This is a genomic window from Flavobacterium sp. AC105, from assembly GCF_979258495.1.
This window is the reverse complement of sequence record NZ_OZ409860.1, coordinates 2,664,678-2,682,074: the sequence shown is the minus strand read 5'-3', so window position 1 is coordinate 2,682,074 and position 17,397 is coordinate 2,664,678. Positions and strand designations below refer to the sequence as shown.

At 35.7% G+C, this 17,397-nt stretch carries 9 protein-coding genes; 1 reads left to right on the top strand and 8 read right to left on the bottom strand.

The window, feature by feature from the left end:
- Nucleotides 1-36 precede the first annotated feature (36 nt).
- From ACZ0AH_RS11095 to ACZ0AH_RS11065, 7 genes are all read right to left on the bottom strand, one after another.
- Nucleotides 37-2,220 (bottom strand): TonB-dependent receptor family protein, encoded by a 2,184-nt coding sequence (locus tag ACZ0AH_RS11095; protein WP_463475868.1) that lies wholly within the window; start codon nucleotides 2,218-2,220, stop codon nucleotides 37-39.
- Between the two features lie 63 nt (nucleotides 2,221-2,283).
- Nucleotides 2,284-3,450: an alpha/beta hydrolase-fold protein gene (locus ACZ0AH_RS11090; RefSeq protein ID WP_463475867.1), complete on the bottom strand. Its 1,167-nt coding sequence runs from the start codon at nucleotides 3,448-3,450 to the stop codon at nucleotides 2,284-2,286.
- Nucleotides 3,451-3,668: 218 nt separating this feature from the next.
- The gene (locus ACZ0AH_RS11085; protein WP_463475866.1) at nucleotides 3,669-6,245 is read right to left on the bottom strand and encodes a glycoside hydrolase family 9 protein; all 2,577 of its coding nucleotides are present in this window, start codon (nucleotides 6,243-6,245) and stop codon (nucleotides 3,669-3,671) included.
- 116 nt (nucleotides 6,246-6,361) lie between these two features.
- On the bottom strand, nucleotides 6,362-7,486 hold the full coding sequence (locus tag ACZ0AH_RS11080; RefSeq protein ID WP_463475865.1) for an alpha/beta hydrolase-fold protein: 1,125 nt from the start codon (nucleotides 7,484-7,486) through the stop codon (nucleotides 6,362-6,364).
- Between the two features lie 24 nt (nucleotides 7,487-7,510).
- Entirely contained in the window at nucleotides 7,511-8,806 is a 1,296-nt protein-coding gene (locus ACZ0AH_RS11075) for a glycosyl hydrolase family 8 (RefSeq protein ID WP_463475864.1), read from the bottom strand.
- 11 nt (nucleotides 8,807-8,817) lie between these two features.
- On the bottom strand, nucleotides 8,818-10,359 hold the full coding sequence (locus ACZ0AH_RS11070; RefSeq protein WP_463475863.1) for a glycoside hydrolase family 43 protein: 1,542 nt from the start codon (nucleotides 10,357-10,359) through the stop codon (nucleotides 8,818-8,820).
- 440 nt (nucleotides 10,360-10,799) lie between these two features.
- Nucleotides 10,800-12,914 (bottom strand): thioredoxin domain-containing protein, encoded by a 2,115-nt coding sequence (locus ACZ0AH_RS11065; protein WP_463475862.1) that lies wholly within the window; start codon nucleotides 12,912-12,914, stop codon nucleotides 10,800-10,802.
- A 291-nt stretch (nucleotides 12,915-13,205) separates the two neighbouring features.
- Here ACZ0AH_RS11065 and ACZ0AH_RS11060 point away from each other — a divergent pair, with 291 nt between their 5' ends.
- Complete coding sequence (locus ACZ0AH_RS11060; protein WP_463478104.1) at nucleotides 13,206-14,672, top strand: MFS transporter; 1,467 nt, start codon at nucleotides 13,206-13,208, stop codon at nucleotides 14,670-14,672.
- A gap of 203 nt (nucleotides 14,673-14,875) precedes the next feature.
- Here the strand turns inward: ACZ0AH_RS11060 and ACZ0AH_RS11055 are convergent, their stop codons facing one another.
- Nucleotides 14,876-16,933: a beta-glucosidase gene (locus ACZ0AH_RS11055; protein ID WP_463478103.1), complete on the bottom strand. Its 2,058-nt coding sequence runs from the start codon at nucleotides 16,931-16,933 to the stop codon at nucleotides 14,876-14,878.
- Nucleotides 16,934-17,397: the final 464 nt, after the last annotated feature.

The window sequence follows — 17,397 nt, the reverse complement described above, 5'->3', positions numbered from 1 at the left end:
AAAGAGTTGCAGATAGGCTTTACTGATATAACTTTATCAAATTTTTATAGCCAATGTACCTGAAACTGTTCTTCCGTCTGACGGCCAAATACCAGGCCCGGGATAAAATTGTGGTCGTTTGGTAAAATAATGTTCGTTAAAAGCATTGTTTAGGTTTACCTGAAATCTTATGTTTTCTGTGAGTCGGATTGCCAGGTTTAAATCCACAATCGAATAAGCATCAACCAAACCTACCGCACCACTTGCAGAAGGTGTAACGGTATTTAGCGCATCAGCAAAACTATCAGAAGTATAACTATAAAGCGCAGAAAAGCTTACTACTGAATATCGAATTGTTATTCCGTTTCGTGAAATCCATGCCGGAACGCTTTCTACTTTATTTCCGCTAACATCTACGTTCGTGTTGCCTGATCTTATGACAGCATCCTGATAACGTGCATCCATGTAAGAAGTTGATGTAAATAGTGATAAGCTTGTTTTTTTACCCAATGAAAAATCTCCCTGCAAAAAAAATTCAAGCCCTGATGTTCGGGAATCTCCAATATTAGTTCTGAAAATTATCAGATTATTTGCCGCATCTGTTTCTGCAAGTGTTCCTAAACGGTTATTATATTGCAGATAAAAACCAGTTGCATCCCATTTTAAAAATTTCCATTTTCCTCTAAACCCAATTTCTGCATTATATCCATAAGCATCTTTGAGGTTTTTGTCGCTGGCTTCATAAATAGATTGTGGAATAATATCTTTAAAAATAACGGGACGATATGCCTGCGACCAGCCTCCATAAATATTAATGTCGTTTGTTACATCATATTGCGTACTTACACCAAATAATGGAAAATTATGTTTGATTTTGTTTGGCAATTCAGCATCAGAATAATAAATCGTAGTTCCCTCCATATTGGTTTCACCCATTTCCATTCTGATTCCGGGATTGATTGAAAATTTTCTAGTCAACAAAAATCGGTTTTCGGCAAATAATGCGATGTTGCTTGTTTTATAATGAAGGTCCCTTCCCCAACCCGGAGTTACAAGCGATAAATCAAAATCAGTTCCTGTTGTTCCTTTTCCTAGCTGCTGACGGTGCAAGTCATTATTCATATACTGAATACCTGCTGTAAGTGCGCTTGTCTGTTTAAAAAGTCTATACGATTGAAGCATTCGTAATTCTGTAGTATAACTATTAAAATGGTCAATATCTACTTGTCGATTGTTATACTGAAGCGTCGCTGGAACAATCGTATCGGCAATATTAGCCGGTCTGTCAAACATTACACTATTTCTTGCTCCAATAACTGCCGAAGTTGTAAGGCGCAATTTTGTTGAAGAAGTAACATTCCAATCCGCAGTTAAAGACGGAATGTGGATATTTGGCTGATAATAATTTCTAGAACGTGTTGACATTTGAGGATCTGCAAGAAACATACTATCCGTTAAAGGTCCGGGTATATGTGTAATATAATTAGAATGCGTCCACTCAAATTTGAAAGTTAAATCTTTTGAAGCATCATAATAAAGTGAGACTTGTTCAGCATCAAAACTCGAATCGCTGTTTTCCCGATAACCTGTTATCCATTTTCCGTTTATCCAGGCAGAATATCTGAATTTACCTATTTTGCCTGATACACTGTTAAAAGTACTTAACAAACCGTATGAACCTAATGTGTTGATGGTTTCAAAAGTAATTTTCTTAGTTGTATCAGGCTGTTTGCTAATGTAGTTGAGCATACCGCCAAACTGTGCTCCATATTGTAATGAGCCCGTTCCCCGAACTAATTCAATTCGTTCAACAGCTTCCATTGGAATATTGTAATGACTGGCAGGATAACCATACATATCAGAGTTGGTAATAATGCCGTCTTTACGAATATTAAATTCCCAACCACGGTGCGGGTCAAGTCCGCGAGTAGAAATATTCACCTGATTACCGGTTCCGTCCATATCATAAACAAATAGGCCGGGTACTTTTGCAAAAATTTGTCTGGCATATTTCTCAGTCAGGGCAACATTCTTTTGTAACATATCGATTACTTCTGTCTTTTTTCCGGAAAAAATATAAGTTCCCTGAATAGGTTCAAGCCGCAAAATATCTTGCGGTATATGATTTCCTTCAACGGTTACAGGAGAAAGTTTATGCGTTTTTATACTGTCAGTTGCTGTCTGTCCAAAAGCAGCTTTTATATTAACCAGAAGTATTGCTATGAATAAAAGTCTGTTCATATTTTGATTTCTTATTCTCTTAGTAGTAAACTACAATTTATTTTTACATCAATAATTCTAATCCTATTTGAATAACTTAGAAGCAAACTGATTCAAACATCTGCGCCATGTAAGCCATTCATGAGCCGTTTCTGGCGATTCGTAAGAGACATATTTTATTCCCTGCTGATCCAACATGTTTTTAAACGCACCAACTGATTTAGGAAACGGAACAGGTTCTTTGGTTCCTAAACCCAGCCAGAAAAGTTTGATTTTTTTATTAAGCGCATTTCCGTCCTTATATTTTCCTTCTAAAAAAGTATTAGCGTCAATAGGATCAATACCCGGATAATTAGCTGTACCGCTAAATCCTCCGTAATAGGAAAAAGTGTCCAGATGGTTCATCATAATTCGCATCGTTTGATTGGCTCCCATAGAAAGACCTGCGATAGCTCTATGTTCACGATTATTGATTGTACGAAACTTAGCATCGATCATCGGAATAATTTCGGTAATAAGTACGTCTTCAAAAATAGATTCAGGACGCTCTTTTTTAGCTGCAGATTCATTGTTTTGCGGTTTATAAGCGTAGCCATTATCCATTACAATAATCATGGGATTTGCCTGTTTTGAAGCAATGAGATTATCTAAAATTAAATTTGCTCTGCCTTGAGAAGACCAGCCTGATTCGTCTTCAAAACTTCCGTGTTGTAAATAAAGAACCGGATAACGCGTTTTTGTGTTTTCATTATAACCTGGAGGCGTATAAATAAAACAGCGTCTAAAAGAATTTGTTAATTTTGAAAAGTAAACATTTTCACTTACTAAGCCGTGAGGTACATCTTTCAAGGCAAAAAATTCCTGATCTCTCGCCGGAATTTCTATTCCGCTGCCTGATCTTCCTGCTCCGTAGAAATACAAACTTCCCGGATCCGGAACCGAAGCTCCATCAATATTTAACTGATAATAATGAAATCCTTCGTCCTGCGGATTCGATTCTCCTGTCCATATTCCGTTGGCATCTTTTCGCATATCGTATTTCACTCCGCCAATATCGAGTTGAACCTTATTTGCATTGGGAGCAGCAATACTGGCACGTACCCGTCGTTGCGAGTTTACCTGAGGGAATTGTTTTTCCGCCTGATTAATAGTTGAAGGTTTAAAATCCTCCGTTATTTGTGTTTCCTGACTCCAGCCTGTCTCCAAACACAAGCAGGAAATTAATATAGTAATATTTAGAAATCGTTTCATTTTATATTTGTTTATGTTGTGGTTAATTTTACCGCAAAGTTTTTATTTAATCGCGCAAAGCCGCAAAGTTTTTTTCACGCAGATTTTAAAAAGATTTAAGCAGATATGCGCAGATAATTTTTAGAATCTGTAGAATCTGCGTGAAAAAAACTTTGCGACCTTTGCGTAACTCTTTGCTTCCGATAGCTATCGGGATTGCGGTTAAATTTTAAGTCCATTTACTGTTTTTCCTTAGCCAAATCATTTACAGCATTTGCAAGAAAAACATACCACGCACCGCCATCGATAATACATTCGTTTTCTCCCCAAAAAAATGGCCAGTCATCTTTGTTTTCTAAATAATCCGGTTTTAGAAAAATAAGCCCCGGAACTACTCCACCCGCAATTGTAGTAAAATCGGCTCGATTGCCTCCATAAGCTACTTTTTTCGATCTGTTTCCTACGGCATTTACAAAAGATAAATTAGAATAAGGATGACAGCCCAAAATATAATTCAATCCCTGATACACACTTTCTTTGTCCATGATATCAGGATAAATTTTATGAATATAATAATTCGTGCTCGCCCAGTTAATAACCTGTGAACTTCCTCCCCAGCCTCTTTTTGCTATTGGCACACCATAAGGATTTTCGGCATTTTCTTTGTCTGTTTTTTCTTTATATTTAATGACATAGCCACGTAATTTTTGTTTGTAGTTATCATCCATAGAAGAAACGGCCAATAATGCTGAACTAATATTAAAATCTACATTTTCATCTAGCAATTTCCATATTTTATCTTCAAAACTTTTTTTATACTGTTCGTCTTTTGTGCTTAAATAGAGCTGCAAAATTGCAATCATATCGCTTCCTTTTCCCCATCTTGACATTGGACTATTATCTGGTTTTGCTTTTTTATCTATTTCAGTTGCTTCGTTAGTCAGCTTTATAGCAAGAGATAAACATTTTGCAGAAAGTGCATCATTATATCCTTTTAAAGCTCTGCTTGCTGCCGCTAAAGAACCCGCTGTTCTAAAATCAAGAAATGAAGTCCGGTTTGTAAATGCCCATCTGTCATCAAGTGTTCCGCTTGAAACTCCGTTAGATTCATAAGGTTTTAAAGATGGATTATAAGGAAGATTATCGGTCTCCGTAGAAGCATCGCCCAAATGGTGGTATTGATGCAGGTTTGGAACCACAATTCCTCTTACCGGATGACCAATATTTTCAACTTGTGCGACAAGGTTCAAAACGCCGTGCTCGATCTGCTGCAATAAATCAGGCTGACCATCCGGACGGTGAATATCTACAAACTGTGTTTTTTGATCAATATAAGTTTCATCTCTGTTTACTTTGAATGCTTCCCACGATTCTACAAAACTATTGATGACGCTCACATGCGAAAAAGTTTGTATGTCAAAATCTCCGGCATCAAACCAACCTCCTACAGACATTCCCGGAATACGTTCTAAAGGTTTGTATTTAGTCTCTGTTGTAGGGCCTTGTTTATAGCCATCAAAATGTTCGTGATTAATTGGAGCCTGAAGACAATCGTCTAAAAATGGCTTTCCGTGCCAAACCCGATAAGCCTCATTCACTTCCATATGATCCATTTGAACAGGAAACCAAACATCCATAGTTGGCTGCCAGATGTTTGCATAAATATTATCCTCTATCTGAAAAGTATTTGTTTTTTGATCGCCATATTGAATATAATAAAGTCCTTTTTCTTTAATGGCGCTAAAATCAATCTGGGCATAATTATATCTTAGATAATTTCCCCAAACCTTCACATCTGCTTTTAGTTTTTCTGTAAATTTTCCGTTCTCACCTAGTTTAAAAATTGATGCAGTAGATAACACTTTATCACTTTTATCAAGTTCAACAACCGCTACTTTCTTTTGGTCCGGCATATAACCTACTTGCGAAAATCCTATTACGGGCTGCCTTTTCCAATTGGGTATTGCATTGGGTTCTACATACCAGGTTAATACTTTGCCTTTTTTGTTGGAAGGAAGAATACTTCGCGCTATAAACCAGCCATTCTGTCCTAAATTTCTTCCGTCGAAAAGCATTACATCCTGATCTTCGGACTGAATTTTTACTGTACGCTCCGGATTTTCAGGAGCAAGGATTAAATTCTTTCCGGATTCTAAAGGCAGTGTTGCTATAAATTCATTTCTCCCACGATCATCAAATGTACTATGTCCGGCAAATTGTGGGATTTTTTGAGATAAAGGCTTGATTTCAGTATTACCTGCAGGATATCTCGGAAAAGTTCCTGCTTTTCCATCAACCAGATAATTACTCTCAAAATAAGAAGTTGGTATAAATTCTAAATTAAATCCCGCTTTTCCTTCCAGCTCTTTTGGTACAGGTTTATCCAATACAACATTAATAACAAAACCTTTTCCTTTTGCTGTAACAATGATTTTTGAATCAAAATTGAATTCCTCATATCTCAGCGTAACCTCAATCGAATTGTTTGCCTTGTCTACTTTTCGACTGGTCATTTTCGGAATTAAATCCCATTGTTCAGGCGTATTCTGAAGTCTGATTGCGCCACCGGTTACCGTTCTCACACCGTGATGAATAAATTCTATTCCGGCCGTTTTTTCGTCAAAAAACATTCCGTTATATTCATTATTAAAAACCCAGACATTCAGTCCCGGAGTTTCAAAATATTCCTTTTCGTTTAATACTAAATTCTGAGAAAATGACTTGTTTGCAAGACCAAACAAACAAAAACATATCATTACTTTTTTCAATAAGTCTTTATCGAAAACAACCACTAACATATTATTAAGTTTACGCATAATTTTATATTTAATTATTAAAGCAACAAGCATCCGGACTGATGAATTTTTTAAATATCATGTTGTGGGGCAAATACAACTCATCACCAGATACTTTATCAGAGGATTGAAAATCATTAGTTTTTAAATAAAAGTGGTGCTAATTCTTTGAAGCTTCGACGCCAGGTTTGAAATTCATGTCCTGTGTTTTCAGAAATATAAGAAACAGCATTAAAGCCAGCATTTTTAAGAGCTGATACAGCATCTTTAATACCATCAGGACGTTCTTTGCTTCCACAACTTAAAAAGATAAGTTTGACTTTTGATTTATCCTTAATGTCTTCCGGTTTATAAATTCCCCCGCTTAGAAGTGCGTAGTGAGAGAAAACTTCAGGTTTATTAAGGGTTATCATTTTTGTTTCCATTCCTCCCATTGACAATCCACCCATGGCGCGATTTGCCGGATTGGCGAGCGTACGGAAATTTGAATCCACATACGGAATTAATTCTTCTGCTAAAACTGTCTGAAAGGGTTCTATTTTAAAACTTGCCAAACCACCATATTTAATTTCATTTGTCATTCCGTACGTCATTACAATCAGAAATGGTTTTATTTTGCCTTCAGCAATCAAATTATCCATAATCAAATTGACGTGTCCCTGATTGCTCCATGCAGTTTCATCTTCACCCCAGCCATGCTGCAAATACAAAACCGGATATTGTTTAGCTTTATCTTTATGATATCCCGGCGGCGTATAAACAAAAGCCCTGCGAGAAGTATTAGTACTTTTTGAAGGGAAAAGAATTTGCTGTACATTTCCGTGCGGAACATTTTTTAAGGCATAAAAATCCTGATCGTGTGCCGGAATTTCGATTCCGCTTTCCCAACGTGTAGAACCATAAAAATTGAGTGCGCCGGGATCATTAAAAACTCCTCCATCGATAGTTACATGATAATAATGAAACCCTTCATCCATAGCGCCTGCGGTTATGCCTCGCCAGTAACCATCTTCAGTTTTTGTGAGAGGAGTTCCGCCTTTTGTTCCGCCCAATCCAAGACTTATCACAACAGATTTGGCTTCGGGAGCTAAAATTTGAAAGCGTGCATAACCCTGAGAATTAACTTGCGGATATTCCTGTCCGGGCTGATTAACGGTTGAAGGTTTAAAATCTTCGGCAATAGAAGTTTGGCTTGTTTGTGAAAAACCTGCAAAACCTGATAAAATAAATGCCCATAGCATAACAATTGCATACTGTTTCATATTTTTATTTTTTAGATTAAAAAATTATTTAACTGTTGGAATTATAATTTGATAGTTTCCGGAAAGATGCATTAAACTGAAGAGATACATTAATCCATCATAATACGGATCAAAATAACCGTCATCATAAGGCTCTAATTTGGCATTCCAAACCGCATGAACAAAATCCATACTTGCCTTATCAGGATTAACCAATGAGGCTGTGGCCGAAGTTGCTACTAATCCTATCGAATGTCTGAGTTTTTTAACGGGACCGGCCTGCAGAATAAAGTCAGGAGTTGAACCATCCAGATTAAATTGATCTTCGAAAGTGTTCAATCCTTTAGATCTAAGAAAATTTTGAAATTTCCCCGCGTATTCTTCCTGCCATTTTTTGTCTTTTCCATACCACGTATAATCCATCGCGATATTCATAGGAACACGCCAGGAATCATAACGAAATCCGGGTGGCATCCACGGCGTAGGATGTGGTTCTCCGGTAAATTCAGTGTAATCTGAATTTAAACCTGTTACAGGATGAGTGGCTTTATGCAGAAAATTGCGGGAAACATCGGCACATTCCTTATAAAATTGCTCATGACCGTCTTTTGCATACAAAGCCCATATTTCATAAAACGCCGGAACATGATAAGAAGGATCTGTCCAGTTATATCCTCCTCCTTCCGGCACGAAAGATATTTGTTTGTGGTCGGTATTTATAATGTTATGAATAGTACCGGTGCCGTCTTTTTTCCACATGGCATCCAATATTTTTCTGGCTTCATTATAATAATGTATTCCGGTATTATTGCCCCATTTGTTAGAAGCAAAAAGCAAACTGGTAATATAATACAATTCTCCATCTGACGCTGAACCAGCCGAATTTTGCTTTTTAGTTTCAGGATTTACACTCCATGCAAAATAGCCTTCTCTTGGTCCGTCCTGATGCTGCATGTATTTAACAGACCATCTCCAGATTCGGTCAAAAACCTCTTTTTTATTGAGTTGAACAGCGATCATCATTCCGTATGACATTCCTTCGGTGCGGGCGTCTTTATTTTTGACATCCGAAACATATCCTAAAGAATCACCTTCTTCAAAATACACTTTATTTGGTCCCTCAAAAACATCGTAATAGGCTTTTGCTAATTTTTTGTCTATATCTGTTTGACTATAACCTGCTGCTGCAAAAAGGTTGCGGTATTGAGGCCTGGATTCTGATTTTTCTGCTTTCTTTTTTATTTGACCAACAACCAAAATGGGTAAAATCAATCCGAATACCAATATCAAAACGTGAATCCTGATCAGAAATTCATTTGTAAATTTTTTATCTATTATCATAATTTATTTTTTTAGTATTTAATTCTAAACCAATCAAAATCTACATATCCGCCCGTATTTTTTGTAGCATAATTGAACAAGCCAAAACGATAGCCCATAAAATGCGGAAGTGTATATTTCATTTTTAAAGTTTCGCCTATAACATTCCACACTTTTCCATCTAAACTATAGAAGAAATTTGCTTCATCTTTTTTATTTGTAAAATCACAATCAATTTTGAAATAAATTTGGTTTTGATGTAAAGGAATTCGCTGTACTTCAACAGCTTTATCATTATTGGTATTTACCATAACAATTGATTTTTTCCCTTCTTCAACTTTTACGCCTGCCAATCCGTATTCTTTTTGTAAGGCAGCTAATCCGGCAAAATCCCCTTCTTTCATTTTAGAAATATCCAAAGCAACAGAAGCTGAACTTGTTGGGCCAATTGTGCGTTGTGTAAGTGTATTTCTTGCTAACAGAAAATCAGTATCAATTCTTCCTGTTTGAAGTCTCAGGAATCCCTTTCTTTCTTTTAAAGACCAAAGTGTATGATCCGGATTGTGATTCCATTGCCAAACTAATGGAAGTGTTTCTTGTCCTTTCTTGCGATTAAATTCATCCGAAGCAGCCAAATTCGGAATCAAACCTTTACTCGCCGGCAGGTTTAATTTTTCCGGAACTTTGCCATTTTCGCCCAATATTGGCCAGCCGTTTTCCCATTTTACAGGAACCAGATACGGAATCCTGCCAACAGCACCAAAATCACGAAAAAGATAAGAGAACCAATGTCCATCAGGCGTGTCGATGAGTCCGCCCTGAGCAACGCCCAGATCCTGCAAACCTATTTTTCCTTCCCACGGACCATTAATAGTATCTGCTCTATGAATAATTACCGTACGCATTCCGCCCTCAGGCCAGCAAATATTAAACAGGTAATATTTTCCTTTTATTTTAAATAATTGAGAACCTTCAGCGCCCAGCATAATCGTATTTCCAGCCGCAGCACTGGCATTTTCGATAATAACTTTCTCAGGAACGCCTTGTTTAATTCCGGTTAGGTCATCATTCAGTTCAACCAATTTAATTTTGCCCGATCCGTAGATTAAATAAACTTTTCCATCCTCATCAAAAAATAAGGAATGGTCGTGGTAATCCGGTTTAAAAGAAACTCTTTGCCAGTTTCCTTTTTCTATATCTTTGGTTTTAAAAATATAAGTTTCACCTGTTGTTTGTGCAAAAGTCGTCACGTAATACATTCCGTTATGAAAACGCAGACTGCTCGCCCACGAACCTCTTCCGTAGGTACTTTTTCCTTCTGTTAAATTTAATTCCGGCATATCTGCCAAAGTATCATAAGCGTAATTAATGAGTTTCCAATTGACAAGATCCGTAGATTTCATAATAGGCAAACCCGGGCTCATGTGCATCGTGGTACTGCTCATATAATAAGTTGCACCGACTCTGATTATGGACATATCAGGTACATCAGCAAAAATTAATGGGTTTTGGGCTTGCGCCGAAATGACGTTGTGAATAAGCGAAATAAAAAAGATAAAAATGAACTTTTTCATGAGACAAAAAATTAATTAAGAATAATCCTTATTTGATTTTACTGACACTTTTAGTGGTTTGTTATTTTCTTAATGTTTTTTCCATCTTCATCTCTCCAGATCATTATATCACAAAGTCATTACATTTTCAAATCCTTATTGTAATCGTATGTATTTTAATAAGTTTAATAAGTGTATTTATCACAAATATAAACAAAAACCAGTATCACACAACCGGTTGCTTGATTATTTAATTGTGAATTATCAAAAGAATGCATAATTAAAAACATTCTATTTATTTTTATTGATAAAAAAATGAATTTAATTTATCAGGAAGATAATTTGAAATATTTTTTTGATAATTTAAAGGACTTATTCCAATTTTTGTGAATAACCCGTAAAAGTTTAAAAAATTAAAAAACTGTTTGTATTATCAGGAAGCATTTATGGATCTTATAATCTCATAAAGTCATTTTTATTTTACTCACAGCAACAGACACCTCTTTTTCCGGCATTTTGCAAGCTTTATTTACACATACATAAATATAGGTTTGATTGTCTGTAAACCGATTTTCTAAAACAGGAAGTTTACTCGCTGCAGTCGATCCTGCAATAAGAATATTGGGTAAGTAATAACTTTGAAGCTGATTTGTTTTCTCCAAAGCTTCTTTTCCAGAAATAGCAACTTCAAAATAATTACCGGTGTAATTCAGCATTAAATCCAGCCAATTGTAATATTCTGTTGGCGCCTGCAAAGCATCTTCTTTTACATTATTCAGCATCTGCTCAGCAGTTTTGGCGTAAGTATCATTAGAATAATAATGTCCTAAAAGAAACAAATTATGAGCAAGAACAGAATTTGAACCCGGAATTACATTATCTGCTATTTCCATTTTTCTGGTTATTAAATTTGCAGAAGTATCAGATGTAAAATAAAACAGATTGGATTTTTTATCCCAAAAATGATTCATTGCATAATCAGTTAATTGTCTTGCTTTATTAAGCCATTTTTCATCAAGTGTAATTTGGTACAAGGCAATAAACGCATCTGCAACGCTCGCATAATCTTCAGAAAAACCAGCAATACTGCTTTTTCCTTCCTTAAAACTGTGGTATAAACTTCCGTCTTTCTGAAGCTGATTATTCAAAATAAAATTGGCATTTTTTAAAGCGATTTGTTTATAATGTTGATTTTTAAATGCCCGATAAGCACTAACATAACCCTTTATCATTAAAGCGTTCCATGAAGTCAGGGTTTTATCATCTAAATGAGGTCTTTGTCTTTTATTTCTGGCCGTTAAAAGTATTTGTTTCCAGTTTTTGATTTTAGAATCTAATTCTGTTAAAGTCAATTTATTTTGGATTGCAAAGTCTTGATCTGATTCCGTTTTAAATAAAACATACTTTCCATTTTCCCATAAACCATTTTCATTAATGTTGAAATACTTTTGAAAAAGAGAAAACTCAGATTTTAAAAGTGTTTGTAATTCTTCTTTTTTCCATACATAATAAGCACCTTCTTCCAGTTGATTTGATTTATTTTTGCTATCGGCATCTAAAGACGAATAAAAAGCTCCGTTTGACGCCATGAGTTCTTTTTCAACAAAATTCAGCGTTTCAGTTACCGTCTTTTTATACAATTCATTTTTTGTAATCAAATAAGCATCAGCATATAAACTTACGAGTTGGGCATTATCATAAAGCATTTTTTCAAAATGAGGAATATGCCATTTTGAATCTACAGAATATCTCGAAAAACCACCGCCAATTGGATCGTAAATTCCGCCATTTGCCATTTTTTCGAGTGTTGTCTGCACATAAGCCTGCATCGTTTTGTCCTTATTTTGAATGCTGTAACGAAGCAGAAAACCCAACGAATTTGGCATTGGAAATTTCATATCACCAGCAAAACCGCCTTCTTTATAATCTAATTGTTTTTGTCCTGATTTTACAGCTTCAGAAAGTTCTGAATTTTTAAAATTGGCCGGACTATTATTAACTGCAATTAATTGTGATTTCTGAATTCCTGCGACTAATTTGTCTGCATATTCGCTGGCTTTTTTGGGGTCTTTTTTATACAAATCAGAAAGTTCAGTAAGGGCATCTGTCCATTCTTCTCTGGTAAAATACGTTCCTCCAAAAATAGGGCGTCCGTCAGGAAGTGCAATACAATTTAAAGGCCATCCGCCTTTTCCAGTCATTAATTGTACGGCATTCATATAAATCTGGTCAATATCCGGACGCTCTTCCCTGTCTACTTTTATACTGATAAAATTGTCGTTCATTAATTTGGCTACAGCCTCATTTTCAAAACTTTCCTGTTCCATAACATGGCACCAATGACAGGCAGAATAACCTACCGAAATAATAATAAGTTTATTTTCTGCTTTTGCTTTGTCTAAAGTTTCCTGATTCCATGCTTTCCAGTTTACCGGATTGTGCGCATGCTGCAAAAGATACGGACTAGTTTCATTAATTAAATCATTGGTATATTTGTGATACGCCGCAGTATTCTGTTTTTTGTTACAACCAATAAAAAAACATGAAACAATTAATAAAAAATAAAGAATGCGCATATAGATAAAATGAAAGTGTGAGTAATGGTATTGATTTTCAGTTGTTTTTTAAATCAGAAGCTAAAATAGCAATTTAAATTTAATAGATTTGCGGTAACTAAAGAATGCTTCAAATATGCTATTAATGGCTTCAAAATTGACAAACTTATTTCAACTTTCAAGCTATTTTTACGTTTAAAATTTTATAAAAATGAAATGAAAACGAAGCCGTATTTGAATGATAGACATCGCTCTAAAATAATTTTCGATCAAACGATGGAGATAAGCAGAAAAAAGTCAACCAGTATATTGATGAGCGATACTTCGCAAAAACTTTCTGTACTGGAAAAAATAGGTTACGGCTTAGGGGATTTTGCGGCGAATTTAATTTTCCAGACCTTACTGACCTTTTTGGCTTTCTTTTATACCGATGTTTATAAAATTCCTGCCGGAACAGCAAGTATTATTATTTTTATCGGAGGGTTTATTGGTGCTTTTTTTAATATCATTATGGGCGTTATTGCTGATCGTACCCAAACCCGCTGGGGGAAATTCAGGCCCTGGATTTTATGGACTGCCCTTCCGTTTGGAATTGGCGCTGTCCTTTCTTTTTTGACGCCAGATTTTGGAGAAAACGGAAAGATAATTTACACTTTGCTCACGTACTTTTTTCTGGTTATAATTTACTCTGCAAACAATTTGCCGTATGTTGCTTTAAGCGGAGTATTAACGGGTGATATGAAAGAAAGAAACAGTCTTTCCTCCTATCGTTTTGTTGCTGTAATGATTGCTCAATTTATAATTCAGTCCCTTTTATTGCCATTGGTTTTAATTTTAGGGCATGGCGATAAAGCAGTTGGCTTTAAAAATACAATGATTTTGTTTGCCATTATAGGGGTAATTTGTTTGCTGATTACTTTTTTTACTACCAAAGAACGAATTATACCTGCAAAGAACCAGAAATCTTCGATCAGGCAGGATTTTGGCGATCTGGCTAAAAATGGTCCCTGGCTGGTTATGTTACTGGTTACTATTCTGGTATTTATAACCTTATCTTTAAAAGGCGGTATGTATGTTTTCTATTTTAAGTATTATTTAGATCCTGTTGCACAAACTGAATTCTTGAATAATATTGGTTTTACGGCATTTATTCATGATCTCAATAATTCATTGATTGCAATGGGATTAGTAGATTTTCAATGGCCGGGAGATGTTCCTACTTCTGCATTCAGCCTTTTTAATGCGGGTGGAATTCTTTTTATGATTTTTGGAATTTTGCTTTCAAAATCGCTTGCAGATTCTTTTGGTAAAAGAAATATTTATATCATCTTCATTTTTATGTCTGCTGTAAGTTTGCTGCTTTTTAATTTTTACAGCAGAACCGCTATTGCAATGGTTTTTCTGACTCAATTAGCGCATGGATTTATTTACGGGGTAACAATTCCGTTATTGTGGGCAATGATTGCCGATGTAGCCGATTATAGTGAATGGAAAAACAATCGAAGAGCGACTGCTACTGTTTTTTCGGCCATGATTTTCGGATTAAAAATAGGAATAAGTATTGGCGGTGCTTTGGGTGCAGCTTTTTTATCCAAATATGGCTATGTAGCCGAAGAAGTCAATCAGGTTCCGGCAGCAGTTGAAGGAATTAAATTGTGCGTAAGTATTTATCCTGGCTTTATATTTATTATCAGCGCCGTTCTGTTGTGCTTTTATGTAATAGACAGAAATATGGAAATTGGGATTGAAAAAGACTTAAAGGAAAGAAGAGCAAATTAATTTGCAGAAACAACACAAATTGCACTAATTGCCTCTAATTAATTAGAGTTTAAAATTTGTGCAAATTCGTGAAATTCGTGTTCAGAATTGATTGCATTACCTCGGAAAAATATCATTTTATTACAATTAAAAACTAAAAAAGCAGTACTATAATTCATCACGAACTACATTACTGCTTTTTAGGAATTAACCTTTTATTAAAATTATTGTACCGTAATAGCCAGACTATTTACAATATTTTTGGCTGATGTAGCCGTATAAAGTACAAATTCTCCTGGTTCAACTTTCCAGTCAGACGTTTTTTCATCATAAAAAGCCAGATCTTTTACTTTTACTTTTAAGTCAACTGTTTTTTCTTCTCCTGGTTTTAGGAATATTTTATCAAATGCTTTTAATTCTTTTTTAGGTCTTAAAACAGATGATTTTGTTTGTCCTGTATACAATTGGACCACTTCTGCCCCATTTGTTTTTCCTGTATTTTTGATGTTGAACTTTACGGTTATCTCATCGTTTACGCCATAGACTTTTTTGTCTGCAGTAATATTAGAAATTTTAAAAGAAGTATAAGAAAGTCCGTAGCCAAAAGGATATTGAGGTTCAATTTCTTTGGTGTCAAACCAGCGATATCCTACCAAAATATCTTCTTCATAATTTACTTTCAAATCGTGCCCCGGATAAGCTCCTAAAGCATGTGCCGGAGACTGGCTTAAAGTAACGGGAATCGTAAAAGGCAGTTTTCCCGAAGGAAATTCTTTGCCGCTCAAAACATCTACAACAGCATTACCCGCTTCCATTCCGCCGTACCAACCCCAAACCAAAGCAGGGACACGAGATTCAATACCCGCCAGTTCAAGCGGAGAACCTGCAATAATTACCACAATTGTTTTAGGATTTGCCTTTGCCACTTCCTGAATTAAAGTCTCTTGTCCGTAAGGCAATCGCATGTGCAGCCTGTCAAATGATTCTGAATCGAAATCATGGTTTAAACCTGCAAAAACAATCGCTACATCTGATTTTTTGGCCTGAGCCACTGCTTCTTCAATTAATTTCCAATCTACTTTATCGGTGTTTAATTGACCGTCGCTGCTTCTTTCTACAACATGAGATTGTTTTTCATAGCCTTGTGCAAAGTTTATCTGCAACGATTTTCCATATTTATTGGTCAAAGCCTGAAGTGGTGTTATCTCATACAAAGCTTTAATTTCTGAACTAAATCCCCCGCCGCAATGTGTACGTGTGGCATTATCACCAATAACTGCTACAGATTTCATGGCATTCATATTCAACGGCAAAATTTGCTTTTCGTTTTTCAGTAAAACAACGGCTTCTACAGCAGAACGATACGCTGCCTGCTGATGTTCTTTTGTGTTTATAGAACCTGTTATTCGCGTTTTAGGATCTAAAACTTTCGTTTTAATCATGACTCTTAAAATATTGGCCACTTTTTCATCGACTATACTTTCTTTTATTCGCCCTTCTTGTACTGCCTTTATCAAAGGATCTGCAAAATACCAGTCGTTGTAATTTTCTTTTTCGGTTCCCATTTCTAAATCTAAACCAGCCAAAGCCGCTTTTTCGGTACTGTGAACAGCATCCCAATCCGACATATAAACGCCTTTAAATTTGAATTCATCCCGCAAAAGTGTTCTTCCCAAGTAATTATTTTCGGTACAATAAGAACCTCTGAATTTATTATAAGCGCCCATAACGCCCAGAACTCCGGCATCAACGACAGAAGCTTTGAAACCCGGCAAATAAATTTCGCGTAAAGCACGTTCGCTCATTGTAACATCAACAACAAAACGATTTTGTTCCTGATTATTGGCTACGAAATGCTTTACACAAGCTGCCACATCCTGAGTTTGCAAAGCTTTTATATAATTGAAGGAAAGCTGTGAAATAAGAAACGGATCTTCGCTCAAATATTCAAAATTTCGCCCGCAAAGCGGAGAACGAATAATGTTAATTCCCGGTCCGAGCAAAACGTCTTTTTTACGAAAACGTGCTTCTTCGCCCAAAACGATTCCGCGTTGTTTTGCCAGTTCCAGATTCCAGCTTGCGGCCATAGCGGTTCCCGGAGGAAAACAGGTAGACGCATCATCTGTTTGTCCTGCATATTGCCAATTATGACGATTCATTTCTGCCCTTACTCCGTGCGGACCATCTGACAAAGCCCATTCCGGAATTCCGAGATGCTTTACTTCTTCAGTATAAAATTTAGAATTCCCATGCAACATACCGACTTTTTCCTTCAAAGTCATTTTTTTAATTAACTGTTGAATTCTTTTTTCTGTGGAAGTATTTGTCTGCGAAAAAGAACTTTGAAAAAATACGGAAAACAAAGCCGCAGCTATAAATCGTAATCTCATTTTATGTGTTTTAGAGAACCTTTTTGGTTAAATTAAATAATTAGATTTTGAATGTTAAATAGAAAAATATCTTAATTAACAAGCTTTCAAAAATAGCCGAATACAAAATACAGGAATCCTACAAATGGAGCATTTTATATAATAAATGAAGCAGATCTGAATAAAAAACCATGAATTCTTAAGGTTCAATAGAAAATTACTTCAATTATATTTAACATGGCTGGCTTTAATGGATGTTCACATAGATTGTGTTAATTCCAAATGATGTATTTATTTTCACGCAGATTTGGCAGATTGAGCAGATTTTCTTTTTTAATATTTTTAAGGATTTAATTCTGCATCAAGTATTTCAATAC

What these genes read in the sequence shown, in the direction of transcription:
- ACZ0AH_RS11095 (WP_463475868.1), bottom strand. Translation starts at nt 2,220, where the DNA reads ATGAACAGACTTTTATTCATAGCAATACTTCTGGTTAATATAAAAGCT.
- ACZ0AH_RS11065 (WP_463475862.1), bottom strand. Translation starts at nt 12,914, where the DNA reads ATGCGCATTCTTTATTTTTTATTAATTGTTTCATGTTTTTTTATTGGT.
- ACZ0AH_RS11080 (WP_463475865.1), bottom strand. Translation starts at nt 7,486, where the DNA reads ATGAAACAGTATGCAATTGTTATGCTATGGGCATTTATTTTATCAGGT.
- ACZ0AH_RS11070 (WP_463475863.1), bottom strand. Translation starts at nt 10,359, where the DNA reads ATGAAAAAGTTCATTTTTATCTTTTTTATTTCGCTTATTCACAACGTC.
- ACZ0AH_RS11085 (WP_463475866.1), bottom strand. Translation starts at nt 6,245, where the DNA reads ATGCGTAAACTTAATAATATGTTAGTGGTTGTTTTCGATAAAGACTTA.
- ACZ0AH_RS11060 (WP_463478104.1), top strand. Translation starts at nt 13,206, where the DNA reads ATGAGCGATACTTCGCAAAAACTTTCTGTACTGGAAAAAATAGGTTAC.
- ACZ0AH_RS11075 (WP_463475864.1), bottom strand. Translation starts at nt 8,806, where the DNA reads ATGATAATAGATAAAAAATTTACAAATGAATTTCTGATCAGGATTCAC.
- ACZ0AH_RS11090 (WP_463475867.1), bottom strand. Translation starts at nt 3,450, where the DNA reads ATGAAACGATTTCTAAATATTACTATATTAATTTCCTGCTTGTGTTTG.
- ACZ0AH_RS11055 (WP_463478103.1), bottom strand. Translation starts at nt 16,933, where the DNA reads ATGACTTTGAAGGAAAAAGTCGGTATGTTGCATGGGAATTCTAAATTT.